At 45.2% G+C, this 17,891-nt stretch carries 14 protein-coding genes; 6 read left to right on the top strand and 8 right to left on the bottom strand.

The window, feature by feature from the left end:
• The first annotated feature begins 8 nt into the window (after positions 1 to 8).
• From AB6805_RS08580 to AB6805_RS08565, 4 genes are all read left to right on the top strand, one after another.
• The gene (locus AB6805_RS08580) at positions 9 to 695 is read left to right on the top strand and encodes an NUDIX domain-containing protein (RefSeq protein WP_370909020.1); all 687 of its coding nucleotides are present in this window, start codon (positions 9 to 11) and stop codon (positions 693 to 695) included.
• Between the two features lie 198 nt (positions 696 to 893).
• Positions 894 to 1,799, top strand: coding sequence for an NUDIX domain-containing protein (locus AB6805_RS08575; protein ID WP_370909019.1), 906 nt, complete (start codon positions 894 to 896; stop codon positions 1,797 to 1,799).
• Between the two features lie 18 nt (positions 1,800 to 1,817).
• Positions 1,818 to 3,233, top strand: coding sequence for a nicotinate phosphoribosyltransferase (locus tag AB6805_RS08570; protein WP_370909018.1), 1,416 nt, complete (start codon positions 1,818 to 1,820; stop codon positions 3,231 to 3,233).
• Positions 3,234 to 3,354: 121 nt separating this feature from the next.
• Entirely contained in the window at positions 3,355 to 4,941 is a 1,587-nt protein-coding gene (locus tag AB6805_RS08565) for a transferase (RefSeq protein WP_370909017.1), read from the top strand.
• 235 nt (positions 4,942 to 5,176) lie between these two features.
• Here the strand turns inward: AB6805_RS08565 and AB6805_RS08560 are convergent, their stop codons facing one another.
• From AB6805_RS08560 to AB6805_RS08525, 8 genes are all read right to left on the bottom strand, one after another.
• Positions 5,177 to 5,872: a hypothetical protein gene (locus AB6805_RS08560; RefSeq protein ID WP_370909016.1), complete on the bottom strand. Its 696-nt coding sequence runs from the start codon at positions 5,870 to 5,872 to the stop codon at positions 5,177 to 5,179.
• A complete protein-coding gene (locus tag AB6805_RS08555; RefSeq protein ID WP_370909015.1) occupies positions 5,869 to 6,381 on the bottom strand; it encodes a hypothetical protein in 513 nt (170 codons plus the stop codon). The genes AB6805_RS08560 and AB6805_RS08555 overlap by 4 nt, the downstream gene beginning before the upstream one ends.
• Positions 6,382 to 6,566: 185 nt before the next feature.
• The gene (locus tag AB6805_RS08550) at positions 6,567 to 9,749 is read right to left on the bottom strand and encodes an efflux RND transporter permease subunit (protein ID WP_370909014.1); all 3,183 of its coding nucleotides are present in this window, start codon (positions 9,747 to 9,749) and stop codon (positions 6,567 to 6,569) included.
• A 41-nt stretch (positions 9,750 to 9,790) separates the two neighbouring features.
• Positions 9,791 to 10,861 (bottom strand): efflux RND transporter periplasmic adaptor subunit, encoded by a 1,071-nt coding sequence (locus tag AB6805_RS08545; RefSeq protein WP_370909013.1) that lies wholly within the window; start codon positions 10,859 to 10,861, stop codon positions 9,791 to 9,793.
• A gap of 46 nt (positions 10,862 to 10,907) precedes the next feature.
• A complete protein-coding gene (locus AB6805_RS08540) occupies positions 10,908 to 12,263 on the bottom strand; it encodes a TolC family protein (RefSeq protein ID WP_370909012.1) in 1,356 nt (451 codons plus the stop codon).
• 24 nt (positions 12,264 to 12,287) lie between these two features.
• A complete protein-coding gene (locus AB6805_RS08535) occupies positions 12,288 to 12,902 on the bottom strand; it encodes a TetR/AcrR family transcriptional regulator (protein ID WP_370909011.1) in 615 nt (204 codons plus the stop codon).
• 9 nt (positions 12,903 to 12,911) lie between these two features.
• Positions 12,912 to 13,517 (bottom strand): TetR/AcrR family transcriptional regulator, encoded by a 606-nt coding sequence (locus AB6805_RS08530; RefSeq protein ID WP_370909010.1) that lies wholly within the window; start codon positions 13,515 to 13,517, stop codon positions 12,912 to 12,914.
• A gap of 395 nt (positions 13,518 to 13,912) precedes the next feature.
• On the bottom strand, positions 13,913 to 15,172 hold the full coding sequence (locus tag AB6805_RS08525; RefSeq protein WP_370909009.1) for a pyridoxal phosphate-dependent aminotransferase: 1,260 nt from the start codon (positions 15,170 to 15,172) through the stop codon (positions 13,913 to 13,915).
• 386 nt (positions 15,173 to 15,558) lie between these two features.
• Between AB6805_RS08525 and dnaN the strand changes: the two genes are divergently transcribed.
• Together dnaN and AB6805_RS08515 are read left to right on the top strand one after the other, a co-directional pair.
• On the top strand, positions 15,559 to 16,677 hold the full coding sequence (dnaN, locus tag AB6805_RS08520) for a DNA polymerase III subunit beta (protein ID WP_370909008.1): 1,119 nt from the start codon (positions 15,559 to 15,561) through the stop codon (positions 16,675 to 16,677).
• A 338-nt stretch (positions 16,678 to 17,015) separates the two neighbouring features.
• A complete protein-coding gene (locus AB6805_RS08515; RefSeq protein WP_370909007.1) occupies positions 17,016 to 17,852 on the top strand; it encodes a sterol desaturase family protein in 837 nt (278 codons plus the stop codon).
• The last annotated feature ends 39 nt before the right edge of the window (positions 17,853 to 17,891 follow it).

Genomic DNA, 17,891 nt, shown 5'->3' with positions numbered 1-17,891 from the left:
ATAAGAGTTTGCCGATCATACAAAACATCAGACTAACTGTAGATGCAGTCGTATTTGGATATATTCCCAAAGAAGGCATCGTGGTGCTGCTGATCAAGCGTACCATTGAGCCCTACCTGCACAGCTGGGCGCTGCCCGGCGGCTTTGTGCTGGACGATGAAGCGCTGGAAGCAGCTGTTACCCGTGAGCTGCTGACAGAAGCCGGCGTAAATATCAACTACCTCGAACAGCTATATACTTTTGGTTTACCCGGCCGCGATCCGCGTGGAAGGGTAGTATCCATTGCTTACTTCGGACTGGTAAATCCCACCAATTTCAAACTGGCGGCCAGTTCCGATGCTGAAGACGCCAAATGGTTCAATATCAAAGACCTGCCAACGCTGGCTTTTGATCACGCTGCCATTATTGATATTGCCGTACAACGCCTCCGCAACAAGATCCGTTACGAGCCTATCGGCTTTGAACTGCTGGATAATAAATTCCCCATCGCCGACCTGGAAAAACTCTACGAAACCCTGCTGGACCGGCCTATCGACCGCCGCAATTTCCAGAAGAAGATTAATCATCTCGGGATATTGATTGCCCATAACGAAAAACAAAAACAGGTATCGCAGGGTAGGCCCGCGAAGCTGTTCAGCTTTGATGAAGCCAGGTATTTTAAGCTGAAGAAAGAAGGAATGACGTTTGAAATATAGACCCGGAGCTTCGTGCTGACCGATTAGGGATTGAACTGCCGGACACTTCCCCTACATGCCATTTTCCCTGCAATAATCCCTATATTAATATCCTGTAGCGACCGCATTTCCTATTTTGTGTATTTTTTACAAGAAATATTTTGGAAATACAGAAACGGTTTCTATATTTGTGTAACAATTACACAAAATAGCTCGGATATGCAAAACACAAAGCCCACAGGAGTTATTATCGCCCGGTTCCAAACGCCTTCTCTCCATGAAGGGCACCTGGAACTTATCCGCCAGGTGAAACAAAAGCACAACCGCGTACTTATCATACTCGGCGTTAGCCCGGTGAGAGGCAGTCGCAAAAACCCACTGGATTACTATACCCGTGAACGGATGATCAAACAGCAATTTCCGGAAATCATTGTACTGCCCCTGAGTGATCAGAAAAGCGATGATGTATGGTCACAGAAACTGGATGAACTGCTCAGCAACAACTTCCCGCACGAAAGCTTTTTGCTGTACGGCAGCCGCAACAGCTTTATGGATACCTACTCCGGCAAATATAAAACAGAAGCCCTACCTCCGGTACAGGATTATAACGCCACCGCCATGCGGGAAGCGATATCTGACAAGGTGTTTGATACGGAAGAATTCCGCGCCGGTATCATCTACAATACTTACAATCTCTTTCCTTCTGTATATGCTACCGTAGATATTGCATTGTTCAGGAACGATAAGAAAGAACTGTTGCTGGGCCGCAAGCCAAACGAAAACGTATGGCGTCTCCCGGGAGGTTTTTCCGACCCAACAGACGACAACTTCGAAATGGCCGCCGCCAGGGAGTTACAGGAAGAATGCGGCGCCGTGGAAACCGGCCCCATGCAATATGTAGCTTCCCTCAGGGTAAACGATTGGCGCTATCGCAGCGAAGTAAACAAAATCATCACCACACTGTTCAGTACGGACCTTATTTATGGCGAACCCACCGCTGGCGACGACTTACAGGAAATCCGCTGGATAACGGTAACGGATATACCTGGTTTAATTGCCAAAGGAGAGATCAATGATACACATATCCCCCTGCTGGCAAAACTGACCGAAAAATATATTGACTAAGACTAAAACTTTTGAGACATGACAAAGGAAAATCTCATCCTCCTGGCCGATGCTTATAAATATTCCCACCATAAACTGTACATTCCCGGTACACAATTCATTTACTCTTACCTGGAAAGCCGCGGCGGTAAATTTGAAGAAACTGTTTTCTATGGCCTACAATACTTTCTGAAAGAATACCTGAGTGGCGTGGTATTCACCAAAGAAAAACTGGACGAGGCCGAAACCATCCTCACAGAAGTGTTTGGCCGGAAAGATGTATTTGACCGCAGCCGCTTTGAATACATCATCGATAAATATGGCGGTAAACTCCCCGTTCGTATCAAAGCAGTGGCAGAAGGCACGGTAGTGCCTGTACGAAATGTGCTGATGACCATAGAAAACACCGACCCGGAATGCTTCTGGCTCACCAACTTTCTTGAAACACTGCTGATGCAGGTGTGGTATCCCTGCACCGTGGCTTCCGTATCCAGGGAAATAAAAAAAGTAGTAAAGAAATATTATGAAGAAACAGCCAGTGCAGCTGCCTTCGGCGGTATCGACTTTGTGCTGAACGACTTTGGATTCCGTGGCGCCAGCTCTGTTGAAAGCGCTGGTATCGGCGGAAGTGCCCACCTGGTAAGCTTTGCGGGCAGCGACACCATCCCCGGCTCCGTATTTGCAAAGAAATATTACGATGCCCCTGCCGCACCCGGTTTATCTATCCCGGCTACCGAACACTCCGTTGTTACGCTTCTTGGGGAAGAAGGAGAGCTGGAAATATTCAAACATATATTGGATAGCTATCCTACCGGTACCATCGCCTGTGTATCTGATTCCTACAACATTTTCAGGGCCTGTGAAGAATACTGGGGCACTGCTTTAAAAGAACAGATCCTCAAAAGAGAAGGCACGCTGGTAATCCGCCCTGATAGCGGTGACCCGGTACAAACCCTGCTCCGCATCTTCACCATCCTGATGGACAAATTCGGCTATAGTACCAACGAAAAAGGATTTAAAGTACTGCCTCCGCAGGTACGGGTGATTCAGGGCGACGGCATCAGTTACTCATCTATCCCCGGCATACTGGAAGCCCTGAAGCAGGCCGGCATCAGCGCAGAAAACCTGGTGTTGGGTATGGGAGGCGCCTTACTGCAACGTGTAAACCGTGACACCCAGGAATTTGCCCTCAAATGCGCTTACGCTGTGGTAAACGGGAAAGCCATCAATGTTCAGAAGATGCCCGTGGAACTGGATGCCAGCGGCCAGTTACGCACTTCTTTCAAAAAATCAAAAGCCGGAAAACTCAGACTCATAAAAGACAACAATACTTTCAAAACCGTGTCTGAAGAAGATGCACCTGCATCTGCCGACCTGTTACATACGGTATTTGAAAACGGTGAAGTAACGCTCAGCTACACCTTTGATGAAGTCAGAAAAACCGCAACACTATAAAGTATTCTTATTTCTTCCAACAGTGTTTTCCTCAGGAGGGTGTATCAGATCTACGATACACCCTCTGTTATTTTTGCATAATACGTATACAAAAAATCATCGCATTCCTTAACTTCATGGCATGTATTTACTCATCCCCGGCCGGCATCACCTGCTAACAGATTTTCAGTTCAAATACCTGAACCGCCTGATCAAATGTAAACTGGAAGGCGAAAAAGACGTATATGGCCAACCGTTAGTCGCACAGGAAATAGAAGGCGTGATCTTCGCAGTTACCTCCGCCAATCATTTAGGTACCAAACGGAACCCGGTGCCATTCTACCTCCGCGCCATGATTATCCAGGAATTTTCCAACTCCCTCGATGTGCCGGTATACGTGTATGGTATCGACGATGTAGGCGTGATCAATGATTTTACAGAATATACGGTAAAGACTATACGGCATTCCAGTGAAGGGATTCATTCCCTCACACCGGCCAATACCCTCGTTATTTGCTCCACTGCAGTAAAGGAGATGTACATCAAACATGGCTTCACCATACTGCCGGCAGAATGGGACCCGGAAAGCAACCAGTTCACACAACCCATGCCCTGGGATATTGTAAAGCTGGTAGCGCAAGCCGGCGACTGGCGAAAAAACAAAACCATTCTCGACCAGATGCACCCAGCCTCTTTCAAAATCTGGTCGCTCTACAATGTAGGGGACAAGGTGCAACATATCCTGAAAGACCCTATCATTGGCGCAGACGGCGATCTCACTGCCACACGTGACTACAACGTATACGTAAAACAAATGGACGACATCGCCGCCCAGAAATACCGGGAAACAGCTCCCTATATTCAGCCTGGCAACATCGGCGATATCGGCTGCGCCGTTGGTTCGTGGATAAAAATGGCCTGCGAGGATGATCGCCTGCATGAATGCGACTTCTACGGAATAGAGGTATCCCGTCATCTGTATGATATCTGTCTTCAAAGAAAACATAATGGTGAATTCGCCAACCCCTCCGTGTTCTTCTCGCAAAAAAATGCGGTGACCAGCCTCGTATTTGAAGCCGGCAGCATGAATACCATTCATACTTCCTCGCTCACCCATGAAATAGAATCATACGGTAGCCGGGAAGACCTGATCGCGTTTATACGTAACCGTTGCAATGAACTGGTTCCTGGAGGAGTATGGATAAACCGCGATGTAGTAGGACCGGAAAACAAAGACGAAATCATTTTGCTCTGGCTCAATGAAACCGATGGGGAAAATGATATCGCATTGCCTGAAAATGCAGGTACACATGAACTGGCGGCCTGGCTGGGAAAGCTGTCGACCAAAGCGCTGTTCACCCAGTTCGCGAAAGACTTTCGCCGTCAGGAAGGCTTTCAATTGCCCTATGAATGGATAACCATAGCAGGACAAACCTATGCGCAGCTATCCATGCAAAATGCGTGTGAATTCCTGTTCAAAAAAGATTATCACGATAACTGGCTCAGTGAGATGCATGAAACGTTTTGTTTCTGGAATTATGAAGACTGGAAAGCTGCCCTGGAAGAAGCCGGCCTGCGGCTGGATAATTTGTCTGCCACCTGGCGTAACGAGTGGATTGTGAATAACAGGCTGGAAGGTAAGGTACAATTGATGCGCCCGTGCAAAAATGGTGTACCCTTACCTATCCCTTTTCCTGTTTCGCATATGCTGCTTTTAGCAAGAAAATAATCTGTCACCGGGAAGTGGCTGTAAATCACTTTCCGGTACATCTCATAATCCATAGTCTTTCAGTGGAATTATTTTCGGCTGGTTATCCGCCACCAGCATATTTTCTGTCTGTTGATCGTTTTTTGGGAGAAGTGTCAGGAATAAATGTATTTGCTGCAAATATAAACTGTGGAGAGATAAATGGGGTTGTGAAAAGGAAAGAATTTATTGTTAAAATCAAAGAATTCCACAATTACTATAATGATGCAAATTGCCTGATATTATCGATAATAAATTTAGTTCGTCCTTTTTCCGAAAAATCCATATTTGCATCTATCCATTCATCCAGATAAATATTATTTATTAATTCTGTAAAAGATTTATGGAGATAATCTCTCACATCTTTATCTGCATTGTTTAATTCCTGCCAAATTGTGGTCCGATTGTTAAGAACATAAACAATATCCTCAAAGTCAGAACTTGTTCTTCCATCAGCTTTCCCTCGGTTTTTAAAAGCCTCCAGCTTGGTAGCAATGAAGTATTCAGGCTTAAATATCCTGATGATATAGTTTACATTCCCTTCAGGCTCCAATTGATAATCCATTGCAGTGGCAAATCCCTGCTTATACCACTTATTGGAGAACCCAAGAATTTCATCTGAAGTAGGCATCACATCTACAACGATACCGAGTACCTTATAACGGCATATTATCTTCGACTCCTGGTCATTGGAAAATCCCTTTTCTCTAAGTTTATCTTCCAATTGTTGATACCCTTTATAATTCAACAACTCAATCAAAATATCAACATCATTTGTCGGCCTTACTTCCTCTCCCTTCCTATCGGCATATAAAGAGACCGTCGCGCCTCCCACAAATACAACTTCCCGTTTTAATTCCTCCAAAGCGTTATAAACTGCTTTTATCCTGGTGATGTTTTCCCTATGACTCATATTAATATGATTTTTTTGAGCTCTTCTATAGCCAGCTTTTTTTCCCTGGATTTACCCACACGGATTATGTCGATACTTGCCAAAGCTTTATACAACTGGGCGTCTTCTTTTACAGCTTTCACTACTCCCTTATGTAATGGTTCAATTAGCATCCCTCTCATTGAGCCTTGATCATCCGGCCAGACATAATTGGATTCACTGGCAAAATGATTTTTATAAAACGGATGTGAGTGAGCAGTAGGAGTTCCTGTAACAACCTGACCAGGTATCTGCGGAAAAACATAATGCAGTCCATATTGAATAAACTCCATTAATGAGATACGAAATACTTTCCTCCTCGGCTCGTCTATTAAACCGGCGATACAACTGCGGTTTAAAGACTCCGATATTTCTGAAATACTAATAGACAAGGCATTTGACAGATCCCTGTACTGCCAGTTATCCTGCATTGTTAATATCTTCAATAAGATTACTACGTCCTGGGGACGCATTCCATTATGACCTCTCATATCTTAAAGATACGACTTTTGTTCATTGTTCGCAAATCGCGAACAAAGAACAAAATTGAGGGTCGCGTGAAAATAATAATACACCAAATGGCAGGTTTCGTACCTCTCAAAAAAAAGAAAGCCGGAGTATGATTACTCCGGCTATTACCTAAACCTACAACTGTTACACTGTTAGTAACATATCTTTAATTCGAATGAATTTCATTTAAAGGCACTTCTTCATAAGAAGCCACCATACGTTGCCTGATGTAACGTTTGCTGGACAACCTGCCCATTCCCAGCTTCGCCATACCCATATCCACAATCATGTATACCACCGGCACCACAATCAGGGTAAGGAACATAGAGCTCATCAATCCTCCGATGATAGCCCAGGCCAATCCATTTTTAATGGAGCCCACACCACCTGTTGCCAATGCAATAGGCAACATACCGATCACCATTGCGATGGTGGTCATCAGGATAGGACGCAAACGCGCGTGGTTGGCATGAATCAGCGCCTGGTAAGTACTTTGGCCCTGCTCCTTCATCTGGTTGGTAAAATCCACCAGGATGATCGCATTCTTCGCCACCAACCCGATCAACATAATGATACCCATGATGGTAAAGATGTTCAGCGTATTGTTGGTGAGTGCCAGTGCCAGTAATGCACCGATGATCGCCAGCGGAATAGAGAACAATACCACGAAAGGATAGATGTAGTTGTCGTACAACGCCACCATGATCAGGTATACCAGCACAATGGAGATCAGCAATGCCGCGCCCATGGTACCAAAGGAGTCGCCCTGGTTTTCTGCATCACCGCCAAAAATGTAGTTTATGCCGGCGGGCTTGTCCATTTTTGCCAGCTTGTCGGAAAACTCCTGGGTAACTGTACCTGACGGACGACCCATTACCTGCGCCTGCACAGATACAGAAGTGTTTTTATCCCTTCTTTCCAGGTGACTGGGTCCTGAGCCTTCTGTTATCACAGCAAACTGCGACAGCTTGATCAGTTGCCCCTTGTCGTTGATGAACTGTATATTGGATACATCTTCCAGGTTCTTACGGTTGAAATCATCAAACCGGATGTTGATATCGTACTCATAATCCCCCTGACGGAACTTTACTTTAGAGTCATCGGCTGTACCACTGAAAGCGGTTTGCATGGTACCACCCACGGCATCAAGCGTGAGGCCCAGTGCGGCCATCTTATCCCTGTCTACCTGCACATTAATTTCCGGGTTACCATCTTCTACCGACAGTTTTACTTCTGTAGCACCACTGATAGTTTTGAGCGTATCCATGGCTCTTTTAGCGTAATTCATTACGCTGTCCAGCTCCGTACCCATTACCACCAGCTCTACCGGCGCCCGCTCTGCGGTACCGAGGATACTTACATCCGTGGTTTTTACCTTTACACCAGGTAAGATACTTTTCAGTTCTTTTTTGATCTTGGCGGCATAGATATCTGAAGCATCCAAACGATGTTCCGGCCCCACCAGCATTACGGTGATCTCTGCTTTATATGCGGTTGACTGCGCGTTACCAAAACCATCTTCACTGGTTTGACCTACCGTTGTGATCAAACGGGTAACTTCCTGTTTCTTGTTAAGATATTTTTCTGCTGTACGTGTAGCCAGGTTAGTTTGTTCTACAGACGCATCCTTCGGCATTTCCAGCATTACGATGAACTGTCCGCGGTCGCCCTTGGGAATAAACTCTCCACCGATGTAGCCTTTACCTACCAGCATGAAAGAAGCTACCAACAAACCAACCGCCACGGCTATGGTGATCCTTTTATGACCCAGCGCCCACTTCAGGATACTGGTCATCCAGTTGGTGAACTTCTGCAGCTGTGCTTCAAACCAGAGAATGAATTTCTCAAAAATGTTCTTACCGGTAATATGTTCCAGCTTACCAAAGCGGGATGATAACAGCGGCACAATCATAAAGGACGACAACAAGCTAAGCATCGTGGAAATCATTACCACCACGCAAAACTCACGCAGAATCTTTGATACCAGCTCATTAGTTAAAGAGATGGGCAGGAACACCACCACAATTACCAGCGTAATGGAGGTAACGGTGAAGCCTATCTCTTTTACACCATCAAATGCAGCACGGACACGGTTCTTACCCATTTCCATATGCCGGTAAATATTTTCCAGCACCACAATCGCATCATCCACGAGAATACCTACTACCAGCGACAAGCCCAATAACGACATGAGGTTGAGCGAGAAGCCCATTAGCTTCATACCGATGAACGTAGCAATGAGGGAAGCCGGAATGGAAATCATTACAAACAGCGCACTACGGATACTGTGCAGGAACAACAGCATCACAACAGCCACCAGCACTACTGCGAGGATAAGGTCATGTATTACCGAGTCGGCAGATTCCAGCGTAAAGTCGGAGGAATCGTTTGCTACCAGCATTTTCAGGTCGTTCGCAGCATAGTCTTTTTCAATTTTGCTGATAGCCTTTTTCATTTCTTCACTCACGGTTACCGCGTTGGCATCCGTTTGTTTCTGCACTTGCAGGGCAATCGCACTAACACCATCTACGCGGGCAATACGATCCGCATCTTTCTGGGCATCCTGTACATCGGCAACGTCGGTCAACCGCACCTGTGTGCCATCCTCAGTTGTTTTCAGCACGAGGTTACGCAGCTGGTCTACGTTTTTATATTTACCGGCCAAACGGATCAGGATCTGTTCGTTGGCTGTTTTCACCTTACCGGTTGGAAAGTCAAGGTTGGCGTTGGTGATCAGCTGACGCAATTGCAGGATGGATAAGTTGAAAGCCTGTAATTTTTTTGGATCTACGTTTACCTGGATTTCGCGCTCCTGGCCACCAATCAGTGATACCTGGGCTACACCCGGTAACCGGGATAATAATGGTTGCAGCTTCTTATCTACCAGGTCGTAAAACTGTTTGTCATCCATTTTAGCGGTGGCAGACAGCGTCATGATCGGAAGGTCATCCAGGGAAAATTTGTTGAGCGATGGCGGCTTGGCATCACCCGGCAGATCTGCCAGGATAGCGTTTACCTTGCGTTGTGCATCCTGCAGGGCAATATCCACATCCGCATCGTTGTTCAGCTCAACGGTAATAACAGACAAACTTTCAGAAGATTTGGAAATGATCTTTTTGATCTTTTCCATAGATGCTACCGCATCTTCAATCTTCTTGGTAATCGTACTTTCCACTTCATTGGGAGAGGCGCCGGGATATACCGTAGAAATGGTTACGATAGGGGAGCTGAACTTTGGCAACAGCTCGTAGTTCAGCGATTTATAACTCATCACGCCCAGGAGGGTGAGGATGGTGAACACCACCACTACGATCGTAGGTCGCTTAATTGATACTTCAGTAATCTTCATGTTGCAAAAATTTGGTCAAACACCAGATACATTTTCCTCGCTTACTTTTTGCCGTTCTGAGCCACTACAACAGCACCTTCAGTCAGGTTAATCTGACCGCTGGTGATCACAGTGTCACCTTCGTTCAGCCCTTCCCGTATTTCCACCTGGTCGCCAACAATGCGGCCGGCCACTACTTTGCGTTTCTTTGCCACATTACCATCCATTACATAAATGGTATTGCTGTTTACGCCACCTACAAATGCGGTGCGTGCAATGAAAATTGTTTTAGCCGCATTCGGATCTACGAAATGTGCAGTACCATACATACCTGCTTTCAGGTCTTTTCCATCAATATTGCGGACTTCCATCTCCACCGGGTAGTTGAGGGAGTTATCACCTTTTGCAGCAATAAAGGTAATAGTGCCTTCATACTGGGTTTCAGGGAATACGTTGGAAGTAACCTGTACTTTCTGGCCGGTTTTGAGTGTTACCACTTGTCCTTCCGGTACAGATACGGACAGTTTCAGCCTGGATACATCCACGATGTCGAACATTTTATTGCCTACAGAGAGGTAAGCACCCTGTTCTATATATTTTTTATTGATAATTCCGGAGATAGGCGCTTTCACATAAGTATCGCTTACGCGACGGCTGGCAGCCTCATAGCGCGTTTTCGCAATGTCGTACTGCAGGCGCGCATCATCCATTTGTTTCTGCGTAACGCCTCCGGTCTGGAACGCACTTTCGTATCTTTCCTTATCTACTTTCAGCTGGTTGAGGTTAGCTTTTGCAGATTCGAGGTCGGTATTTAAAAGCTGACCATCAATGTAAGCAATGGGTTGTCCCTGTCTTACCACGCTGCCTTCATCCACCAGCAGTTTGGTAATACGGCCGGCGGTTTCGGCGAGGTACGTCAGTTCGCGTACCGGCTGAAAGTTACCATTGGCCAGAAATCCCTGGGAGAAATCATTGCGGGATACTTTCTGTACCAGCACCGGGATGTCGCCGATATTGCTTTGTTTTACGAATTCTGTTTTAGCCTCGTTCGCTTTTTTGTTAGCGCTGAGTTTCCACATGATCAGTACTACTGCACCTACTGCCACCAAGCCCCAGATTATAAACTTTTTCATCTGCAAAATAGTTTGTGTGTTCTATCGTTGTTTTTCGTTTATACGTTTAGTTCAGGAGGTCTTTCAAACTTCCTTTGCTTTTTATTATCTCCAGCTCTGCCAGTTTGTATTGCAGCAGGGCTTCGTTATAACTGTTTTGTGCATCTGCCAGCGAAGTTTCTGCGTTCAGCAGATCCGTCAGGCCCGCCAGGCCCAGTTTGTAGTTATTCTGAGTAGAATAATACACTTCATTGGCGAGGTCCACGTTCTCTTTTTGCGTGGTGATGGTAGATAAGTTACTACGTACCATCAGCTTGGCGTTTTCGTAGTCGGTGTTGAGGGTCAGTTCTGTGTCTTCCAGTTGCTTGCCCAGCTGACGCAGGGTTACGTTGGCCTGACTCACTTTGGAGCGGCGGCCAAAGCCATCAAAGATGGGTACCTTCAGCGATACGCCGATGGCTGCTGCACCAAACCAGCTGGTAGAGTTGGTAGGATCTTTCGAAAAAGCCCATTGCTGACTCATCCCGTTGTAAGAGTATCTTCCGAACAACGACAGCGAAGGATAATTTTCTGCCTGGTAAGCTTTCTTCTGGAATAACTGCAGTTCTTCCTGTTTCTTCAATAATTTGTATTCCGTTCTGTTGGCGAGATTCATGTCGTCATACTGCAGCACGCCGGCAGCTTTGTTTTCAATGTCTTTCAGTGAAGCCGGCGGCAACAGGAAAGTTGACTGCAGTGGCATACCCATTACCTTTTTCAGGTTGTTGGTTTGCGTTGCGTATTGATTCAGCAACTGTGTACGTTGCGTCATATTATTGATGAGGTTCACCTTGATACGGTCCAGGTCAATTTTTTTGGCGAGACCGTTATCAAATTGGGATTTGGTGGCGCTTACCAGCTGCGTAAGCTTTTCAATATTGCTGTTGATGGTAAGGATCTTTTCCTGTGTTACCAGCAGCTGGTAGTAGAGCTGTGATACATTATAGATCACATTTTCAACAGATTGTTCCGTTTGTATCTTATAATATTCTTCTCCTGCCTTCGAAGCTTTCAAACCGGTAAACACGGCCTGATTAAAGATTTGCTGGCTGAGTTCTGCGCCAACGGTAGCATTGTATTTAACACCAAAAGCCACCAGTATGGAACTATCCGGTTTGCCAAATACAGCACCAGGGATGAGCGATTTCTGCAGCATCAGGTTGTCTGTATAAGAAGCATTACCATTCAGTTGTGGCAGGGCCTGGGAGCGGACTTCCTGGGTTTTGTATTTCCCCATTTCTTCGTCCATTTTGGTTTTTGCCAATTGTTTATTGTTGTTCAATGCAAACCTCAGCGCTTCCTGTAAGGTCAGTTGCGTTTGGGCATAGCCGTTATATACCCCTATCCCCATGAGGAGGACAAGCGTTAACTTTAATCGCTTCATAAAATAAATCTTAGCGTAGTAGTTTTATTCTTCTTCTTTTATTTGCAGGTACTGGTTTACCAGTTTATGTCCCCGGATAGTGGCAATTCCCAATATAAAGTGGGCGGTTACCTGTTCCATTACCTCATGCATTTCAAACTGATCTGCGGGGTATTGCTCCGGGTCAAAAGCTGCCTCCAGCTGCAGCTGGCGCATGCGTGCTACAATATCTATATGAAGGTTCTGGCGGTATAGGCCTTCCGCCATTCCTCTTTTTAAATTCTTTTTGATGTTACAAAGCATGTTATCCGACTTAAAACTCTCAATACTGCGCCAGGTGTCCGGATGATACTTCTGGATTTCGTGCAGCATTACCGGGTTCAGGGTTTTAGCCAGATTGGTGATGTACTTCATGTTACGCACCAGTTCTTCGATGGCATTGTCTGTGGTTTGCAAACACTCATGGAAGTAGTTAATATGGTTTGTCAGCAGTTGTTGCATCCCTTCGTCTATCAGCGCCTGTTTGTCTTCAAAGTGCTCGTATACTGTTTTCTTGGAAATCCCACAGTCGCGGGCGATATCAAACATAGTTACCCCTTTCACACCGTATGTTCTGAACATTTTCAGCGCAGTTTCCAGTATCCTTTCCCTCACTACCATGATTTCCGTTTATGCTTTTATTCCTTTTATGAAAATTTCGAGTAACTGTTTTTGTTTTTCTATTACCTGGTCCATCATTTCTTCATCCAGCTCCGTGTCTTCCCGGATATGATCCGGTACAGAAAAGCGCAATCCCATAGCAGCCAGTACCAATAGTTCCGCGGTTTTTTCAGGATCTTTTACTTTAAATTCTCCCGAGGCAATACCTGCTTTAATGATGGTGGTATGGATATTAAATTCCCGTTGTTTTGCCTTCTTCTTTTCTTCGAGGAAGAGCGCCGAGTTATCCTGTAATATTTTAAATATTTCCAGCCGGCAGAATTTGCTGATAAAATCTTTCCGGAGATCAATGATATTATATAATGCTTCGGCAGCCGATTTCACCTGAACTGCTTCCTTCTCCATCTGCTGAAAATATGCTTCTGCAATTTTTTCCAACACGGCAATGTGCATCGCCTTTTTATCGGGGAAATAGTAATACAGCGATGCTTTGGAGCAGTGAAGATCATCTGCTATTTCGTTCATCGTTGTTTTAGAAGCGCCATAATGAGTAAAACGCTTCAGAGCCGCCTCCAGGATCTTATCCCTCATTTCATCTTTAGCTTCTGTGTGCATTAACTTTTTGACTTTTTTAGTTTCAAGGTCAAAATTAGGGACTTTTTTTGAAATAGTAACTAAAGTTGACCTTTTAACACCCATTTAACTTTTCGAAGATAAAAGTCAGAAAGTCAGGGTGGGGAGATATAAGCGAGTAATCGCCGCGGAGGTTGTCTTGAGCACTGATTACGCTGATTATACTGATTTTTCTTTTTTGGATTTTTTTGATTTTCTTTTAGCTTTTAAAAAATCTAAGGGAGATATAAGCGAACAAATCCGCTTGTATCTCCCTAGAAACAAAAAAGGAGATATGAGCGGAACCCACTCATATCTCCTTAAACCTATAAATCAAAAAAAGAAAAATCAGTATAATCAGCGTAATCAGTGCTCAAGACAACCTCCGCAACAATCCGCTATTTCAGTTTTTCGAGTGCAGCCTGCAGTTTCTCAAACATTGCCGGGATCTCTTCTTTCACGCAGGTACCTACGCTGAGGCGGTACCATGGAGAGTTTTTAGCGGATCCGAAAGCATAGAACGGCACCAGGGCTATTTTAGCTTCATTCAGGATGTAGGAGGTAACAGCAGCCTGATCTGCAAGCGCAGTGCCATCAGCCGTTTGTTTGCCTACCAGGTCAAATTTAACGGTGAGATAGATAGCAGCCTGCGGAGCAATGGCTTCTACTTTATGACCTGCATTTTTCAGTTTATCGAAGCCTTCGTAGATTTTCACCAGTCTTTCTTCGATTTCGCCTTTAAAGTGTTGCAGGTATTTATCCACATTTTCTTTCTGTACCAGGTAGCGGGCAGCAGCTTTTTGTTCTGCCATCGGGCTCCAGGCGCCAACGTGGGAAAGGATGGATTTCATTTTACCAATTACGTGTGCGGGTCCTAACGCCCAGCCAACTCTTACGCCGGTAGCAGCGAACGCTTTACTCATACCGTCGATGAAGATGGTATAATCCCTCATTTCCGGGCGGAGGGTAACCGGATTGTGGTGGTGTGTTTCACCAAAGGTGAGCACCCAATACATCTGGTCGAACAATACATACAGGGGCTTTTCATCAGCGCCTCTGCTTTTGTTTTCGGCCAGTACCAGGTCGCAGATCTCTTCCAGCTGTTGCTTACCGAAAGCGGTACCGGTTGGGTTCTGCGGAGAGCAGAGCGCCAGCAGGGTAGCACCTTTCAGGAGCGGCTTCAGTTCAGCAGCCGTAGGCATGAAGAAGTTTTCTGCTTTGGTTTCCAGCACTACGTGTTCCGCTTCCAGGAAGTGGGTATAGTGATTATTATTCCATGATGGTGTAGCGTATACTATTTTCTCGCCACGGTCAACGATGGTTCTGAAAGTAGCATAAATGATAGGACGACCGCCGCAGGAAATAACGATTTCCTTTGCAGGATCGTAGGAGAGGCCCTCACGCTCAGCTATAAAACCACCTACTGCCTGTCTTAACTCCGCGATACCATCGGCAGGAGGATAATTGGTCAGGTGCTCCTTATAGGCTGTTATGATTTCCTGTTCAAATTCAACCGGGATAGGAAATACCTTCGGGTCAAAATCGCCAATCGTGAAGTTGTATATCTTCTCACCCTTGGCCTGTTTCTCCTTTATTTCAGCTGCTAACTTAATGATTTCGGATCCAATCAACGTTTCGGCTAAATGAGACAGTTTCATAACCTGCTTTTTTTTGTTGGTTTGTAATAATTTTTCAGCGCGGCAAAAGTAACCGATTTGAAGATAATTTAAAAGAATAGGTAAATTCTTTTCACTTCCATTAATAAATGGCCATAGTTATTGCATCTCATCTAACCAGAAGGGGTATTTTTATTCTTTCTATCTAGTATTATACTAAAAAGAAATATATGGATGACTGCAAATCGTTGTGTAAAACCACGTTATCTTAGTGTATAAGATGTGATGAAATTAGGGAGAACGACAAAACTTTCTATCTTTGTTTACAGTACATTTGACCTTTTATGTGAGGTGCCAGGAGAAAATCAGGGCGGCATGCCCTAAAGGTTACCCTTCAACAAAAAATGATAAGCAAACTTATATAAACCATGAAATTTATTGTTTCTTCCTCTACTTTATTAAAACAATTACAACAGATCAGCGGGGTTATCAATTCAAACACAGTATTGCCTATACTGGAGGATTTTATGTTCCTGATTGACAAAAACGAACTGACTGTAGTTGCAACTGACCTGGAAACTGTTATGCGGGTGAAGCTGGAGGTGGAAGCCAAGGAAAGCGGTCGGATCTGTATCCCGGCAAAGATCCTGATGGATTCCCTCAAAAATCTGCCCGACCAGCCACTGACTTTCCACATTGACCTGAACTCCTACGCAGTAGAAATCACTTCAGACAATGGTAAATATAAAGTGATGGGGGAAAATCCGGAGAACTTCCCGAAAGAACCCGCTGCGGATGATACCACCTCCTTTACCATGGCTGCTACAGGTCTTGTTACCGCCATCAATAAAACCCTGTTTGCGGTGAGCAACGATGACCTGCGACCTGCTATGACAGGCGTATTCTTCGAGCTGGCTCCTGACAGTCTTACTTTTGTTGCCACCGATGCACATCGCCTGGTGAAATATGTAAGAACAGACGTAAAATGCCCGCAGGCAGACACCTTCATTGTGCCTAAAAAACCGCTGAACCTGCTGAAATCAGCCCTGCCTGATAACGAAACTGAAATTAAAGTAGCTTATAGCCAGAACCACTTCTTCGTGCAACACGAAGGCGCACAGATGATCTGCCGCCTCATCGATGCCCGTTTCCCTGACTATAAGGTAGTAATACCAAAAGATAATCCTTACCGCCTCACCGTGGTAAAAAGCGATTTCCAGAACGCGTTAAAACGTGTGGGTGTGTTCGCCAATAAAAGCACCAACCAGGTTGCTTTAAGCATCACCGGCAGCGAACTTCAGTTGTCTGCCCAGGATGTGGACTTCTCCTTTGAAGGTAACGAACGCATGAACTGCCAGTATACCGGTGATGATATGCAGATTGCTTTTAATGCGAAATTCCTCATCGAAATGCTGAATGCAGCGGAAGGAGACGAAATCTCCATCGACCTGGCCACTGCCACCAAAGCAGGTATCCTCAGACCATCCGAAAAAGAAGAGAATGAGGACCTCCTTATGCTGGTAATGCCGCTCATGCTGAACAACTAAACTGCGGTTGTTAGCTAAATGCTAAAAAGATAAATACTTATAGCTAAAAACTTATACATAAAGCAATCTCTGACAAAGAGGTTGCTTTTTTCTTTGCCTGTGGCCTAAAAGAGGCCTTTTTATATTCCCCAAATAGTTGTAATTTTTCTCCGGAATCAGTGGTTGGAACACACCCGAGGATTCAGGACAGTAACGCAAGGGTAATAACAGTAACGGATATATGTTTACTGCGTATTACAAGATCACATCCCCCATATCCACTGCAGAGATTTTGTTGGCCTGGTTAAGGAGAACCACAGCATAGCGTAAAAAGACCGTTATATATATTTTACCATGATATGGTAAGTTTTTTTGAAAATATTCCGTCAGTATACCGTACTGCTATCCTGGTGAGCGGACTATTGCTGTTATGGATCATTGAGGGCATGGCGCCCCGGTTCCGTTTTAGCAGCAACCGCTACCGCCATGCCGGCACCAATCTCTTTTTTACATTAACCACGGTGATTGTAAATACAGGGCTGGCATTTCTTATTGTAAAGGCTTCCCGGTGGACCAGCGCCCAGCAGTTCGGCATCCTGTACCTGACGCAACTGCCGCTATGGCTACACACCATACTGGCATTATTACTGCTGGATTTTATTGGGGCCTGGCTCATACATTGGGTACAGCATAAAACGGCCTGGATGTGGCAGTTTCATAAAATTCACCACATAGATACACAGATAGACGCCACCACCGCCCTCAGACACCACCCGGTGGAAAGCCTATGGAGAGTAATAGCCCTTTTTGCCGCTATTATGATTCTCGGAGTGCCCTTCTGGATGATTATGTTATACCAGACCATATCGGCCTTAATGTCGCAGTTCAATCACGCTAATATCCATCTGCCCAAATGGCTGGATAACGCGCTTAGCTGGATCATTGTATCACCGGATATGCATAAGGTACATCATAGTCATTACCAGCCCGAAACAGACGCTAATTATGCCAATATATTTTCTATATGGGATCGCCTCTTCGGCACTTTTGTAAAAGTACCGGATACACTGGCGATCAGATACGGACTGGATGAATACCAGGACGCCCGCTACCAGGAAATAGGATCCCTGTTAAAAGTGCCCTGGGAACACGATAATCCCGTGATGAAGGAAAAGGTCAGTAGTCAGCATAAATAAAATACCTGTTTTGCAAACAATTATTCCTTCACCTGTTCT

This window comes from Chitinophaga sp. RCC_12, from assembly GCF_041360695.1.
Taxonomy (GTDB): domain Bacteria; phylum Bacteroidota; class Bacteroidia; order Chitinophagales; family Chitinophagaceae; genus Chitinophaga.
Note: the sequence above shows the minus strand (reverse complement) of the source record. Positions and strands in the feature narration are given on the sequence as shown.

What these genes read in the sequence shown, in the direction of transcription:
- AB6805_RS08575 (WP_370909019.1), top strand. Translation starts at nt 894, where the DNA reads ATGCAAAACACAAAGCCCACAGGAGTTATTATCGCCCGGTTCCAAACG.
- AB6805_RS08570 (WP_370909018.1), top strand. Translation starts at nt 1,818, where the DNA reads ATGACAAAGGAAAATCTCATCCTCCTGGCCGATGCTTATAAATATTCC.
- AB6805_RS08565 (WP_370909017.1), top strand. Translation starts at nt 3,355, where the DNA reads ATGTATTTACTCATCCCCGGCCGGCATCACCTGCTAACAGATTTTCAG.
- AB6805_RS08560 (WP_370909016.1), bottom strand. Translation starts at nt 5,872, where the DNA reads ATGAGTCATAGGGAAAACATCACCAGGATAAAAGCAGTTTATAACGCT.
- AB6805_RS08555 (WP_370909015.1), bottom strand. Translation starts at nt 6,381, where the DNA reads ATGAGAGGTCATAATGGAATGCGTCCCCAGGACGTAGTAATCTTATTG.
- AB6805_RS08550 (WP_370909014.1), bottom strand. Translation starts at nt 9,749, where the DNA reads ATGAAGATTACTGAAGTATCAATTAAGCGACCTACGATCGTAGTGGTG.
- AB6805_RS08545 (WP_370909013.1), bottom strand. Translation starts at nt 10,861, where the DNA reads ATGAAAAAGTTTATAATCTGGGGCTTGGTGGCAGTAGGTGCAGTAGTA.
- AB6805_RS08540 (WP_370909012.1), bottom strand. Translation starts at nt 12,263, where the DNA reads ATGAAGCGATTAAAGTTAACGCTTGTCCTCCTCATGGGGATAGGGGTA.
- AB6805_RS08535 (WP_370909011.1), bottom strand. Translation starts at nt 12,902, where the DNA reads ATGGTAGTGAGGGAAAGGATACTGGAAACTGCGCTGAAAATGTTCAGA.
- AB6805_RS08530 (WP_370909010.1), bottom strand. Translation starts at nt 13,517, where the DNA reads ATGCACACAGAAGCTAAAGATGAAATGAGGGATAAGATCCTGGAGGCG.
- AB6805_RS08525 (WP_370909009.1), bottom strand. Translation starts at nt 15,172, where the DNA reads ATGAAACTGTCTCATTTAGCCGAAACGTTGATTGGATCCGAAATCATT.
- dnaN (WP_370909008.1), top strand. Translation starts at nt 15,559, where the DNA reads ATGAAATTTATTGTTTCTTCCTCTACTTTATTAAAACAATTACAACAG.
- AB6805_RS08515 (WP_370909007.1), top strand. Translation starts at nt 17,016, where the DNA reads ATGGTAAGTTTTTTTGAAAATATTCCGTCAGTATACCGTACTGCTATC.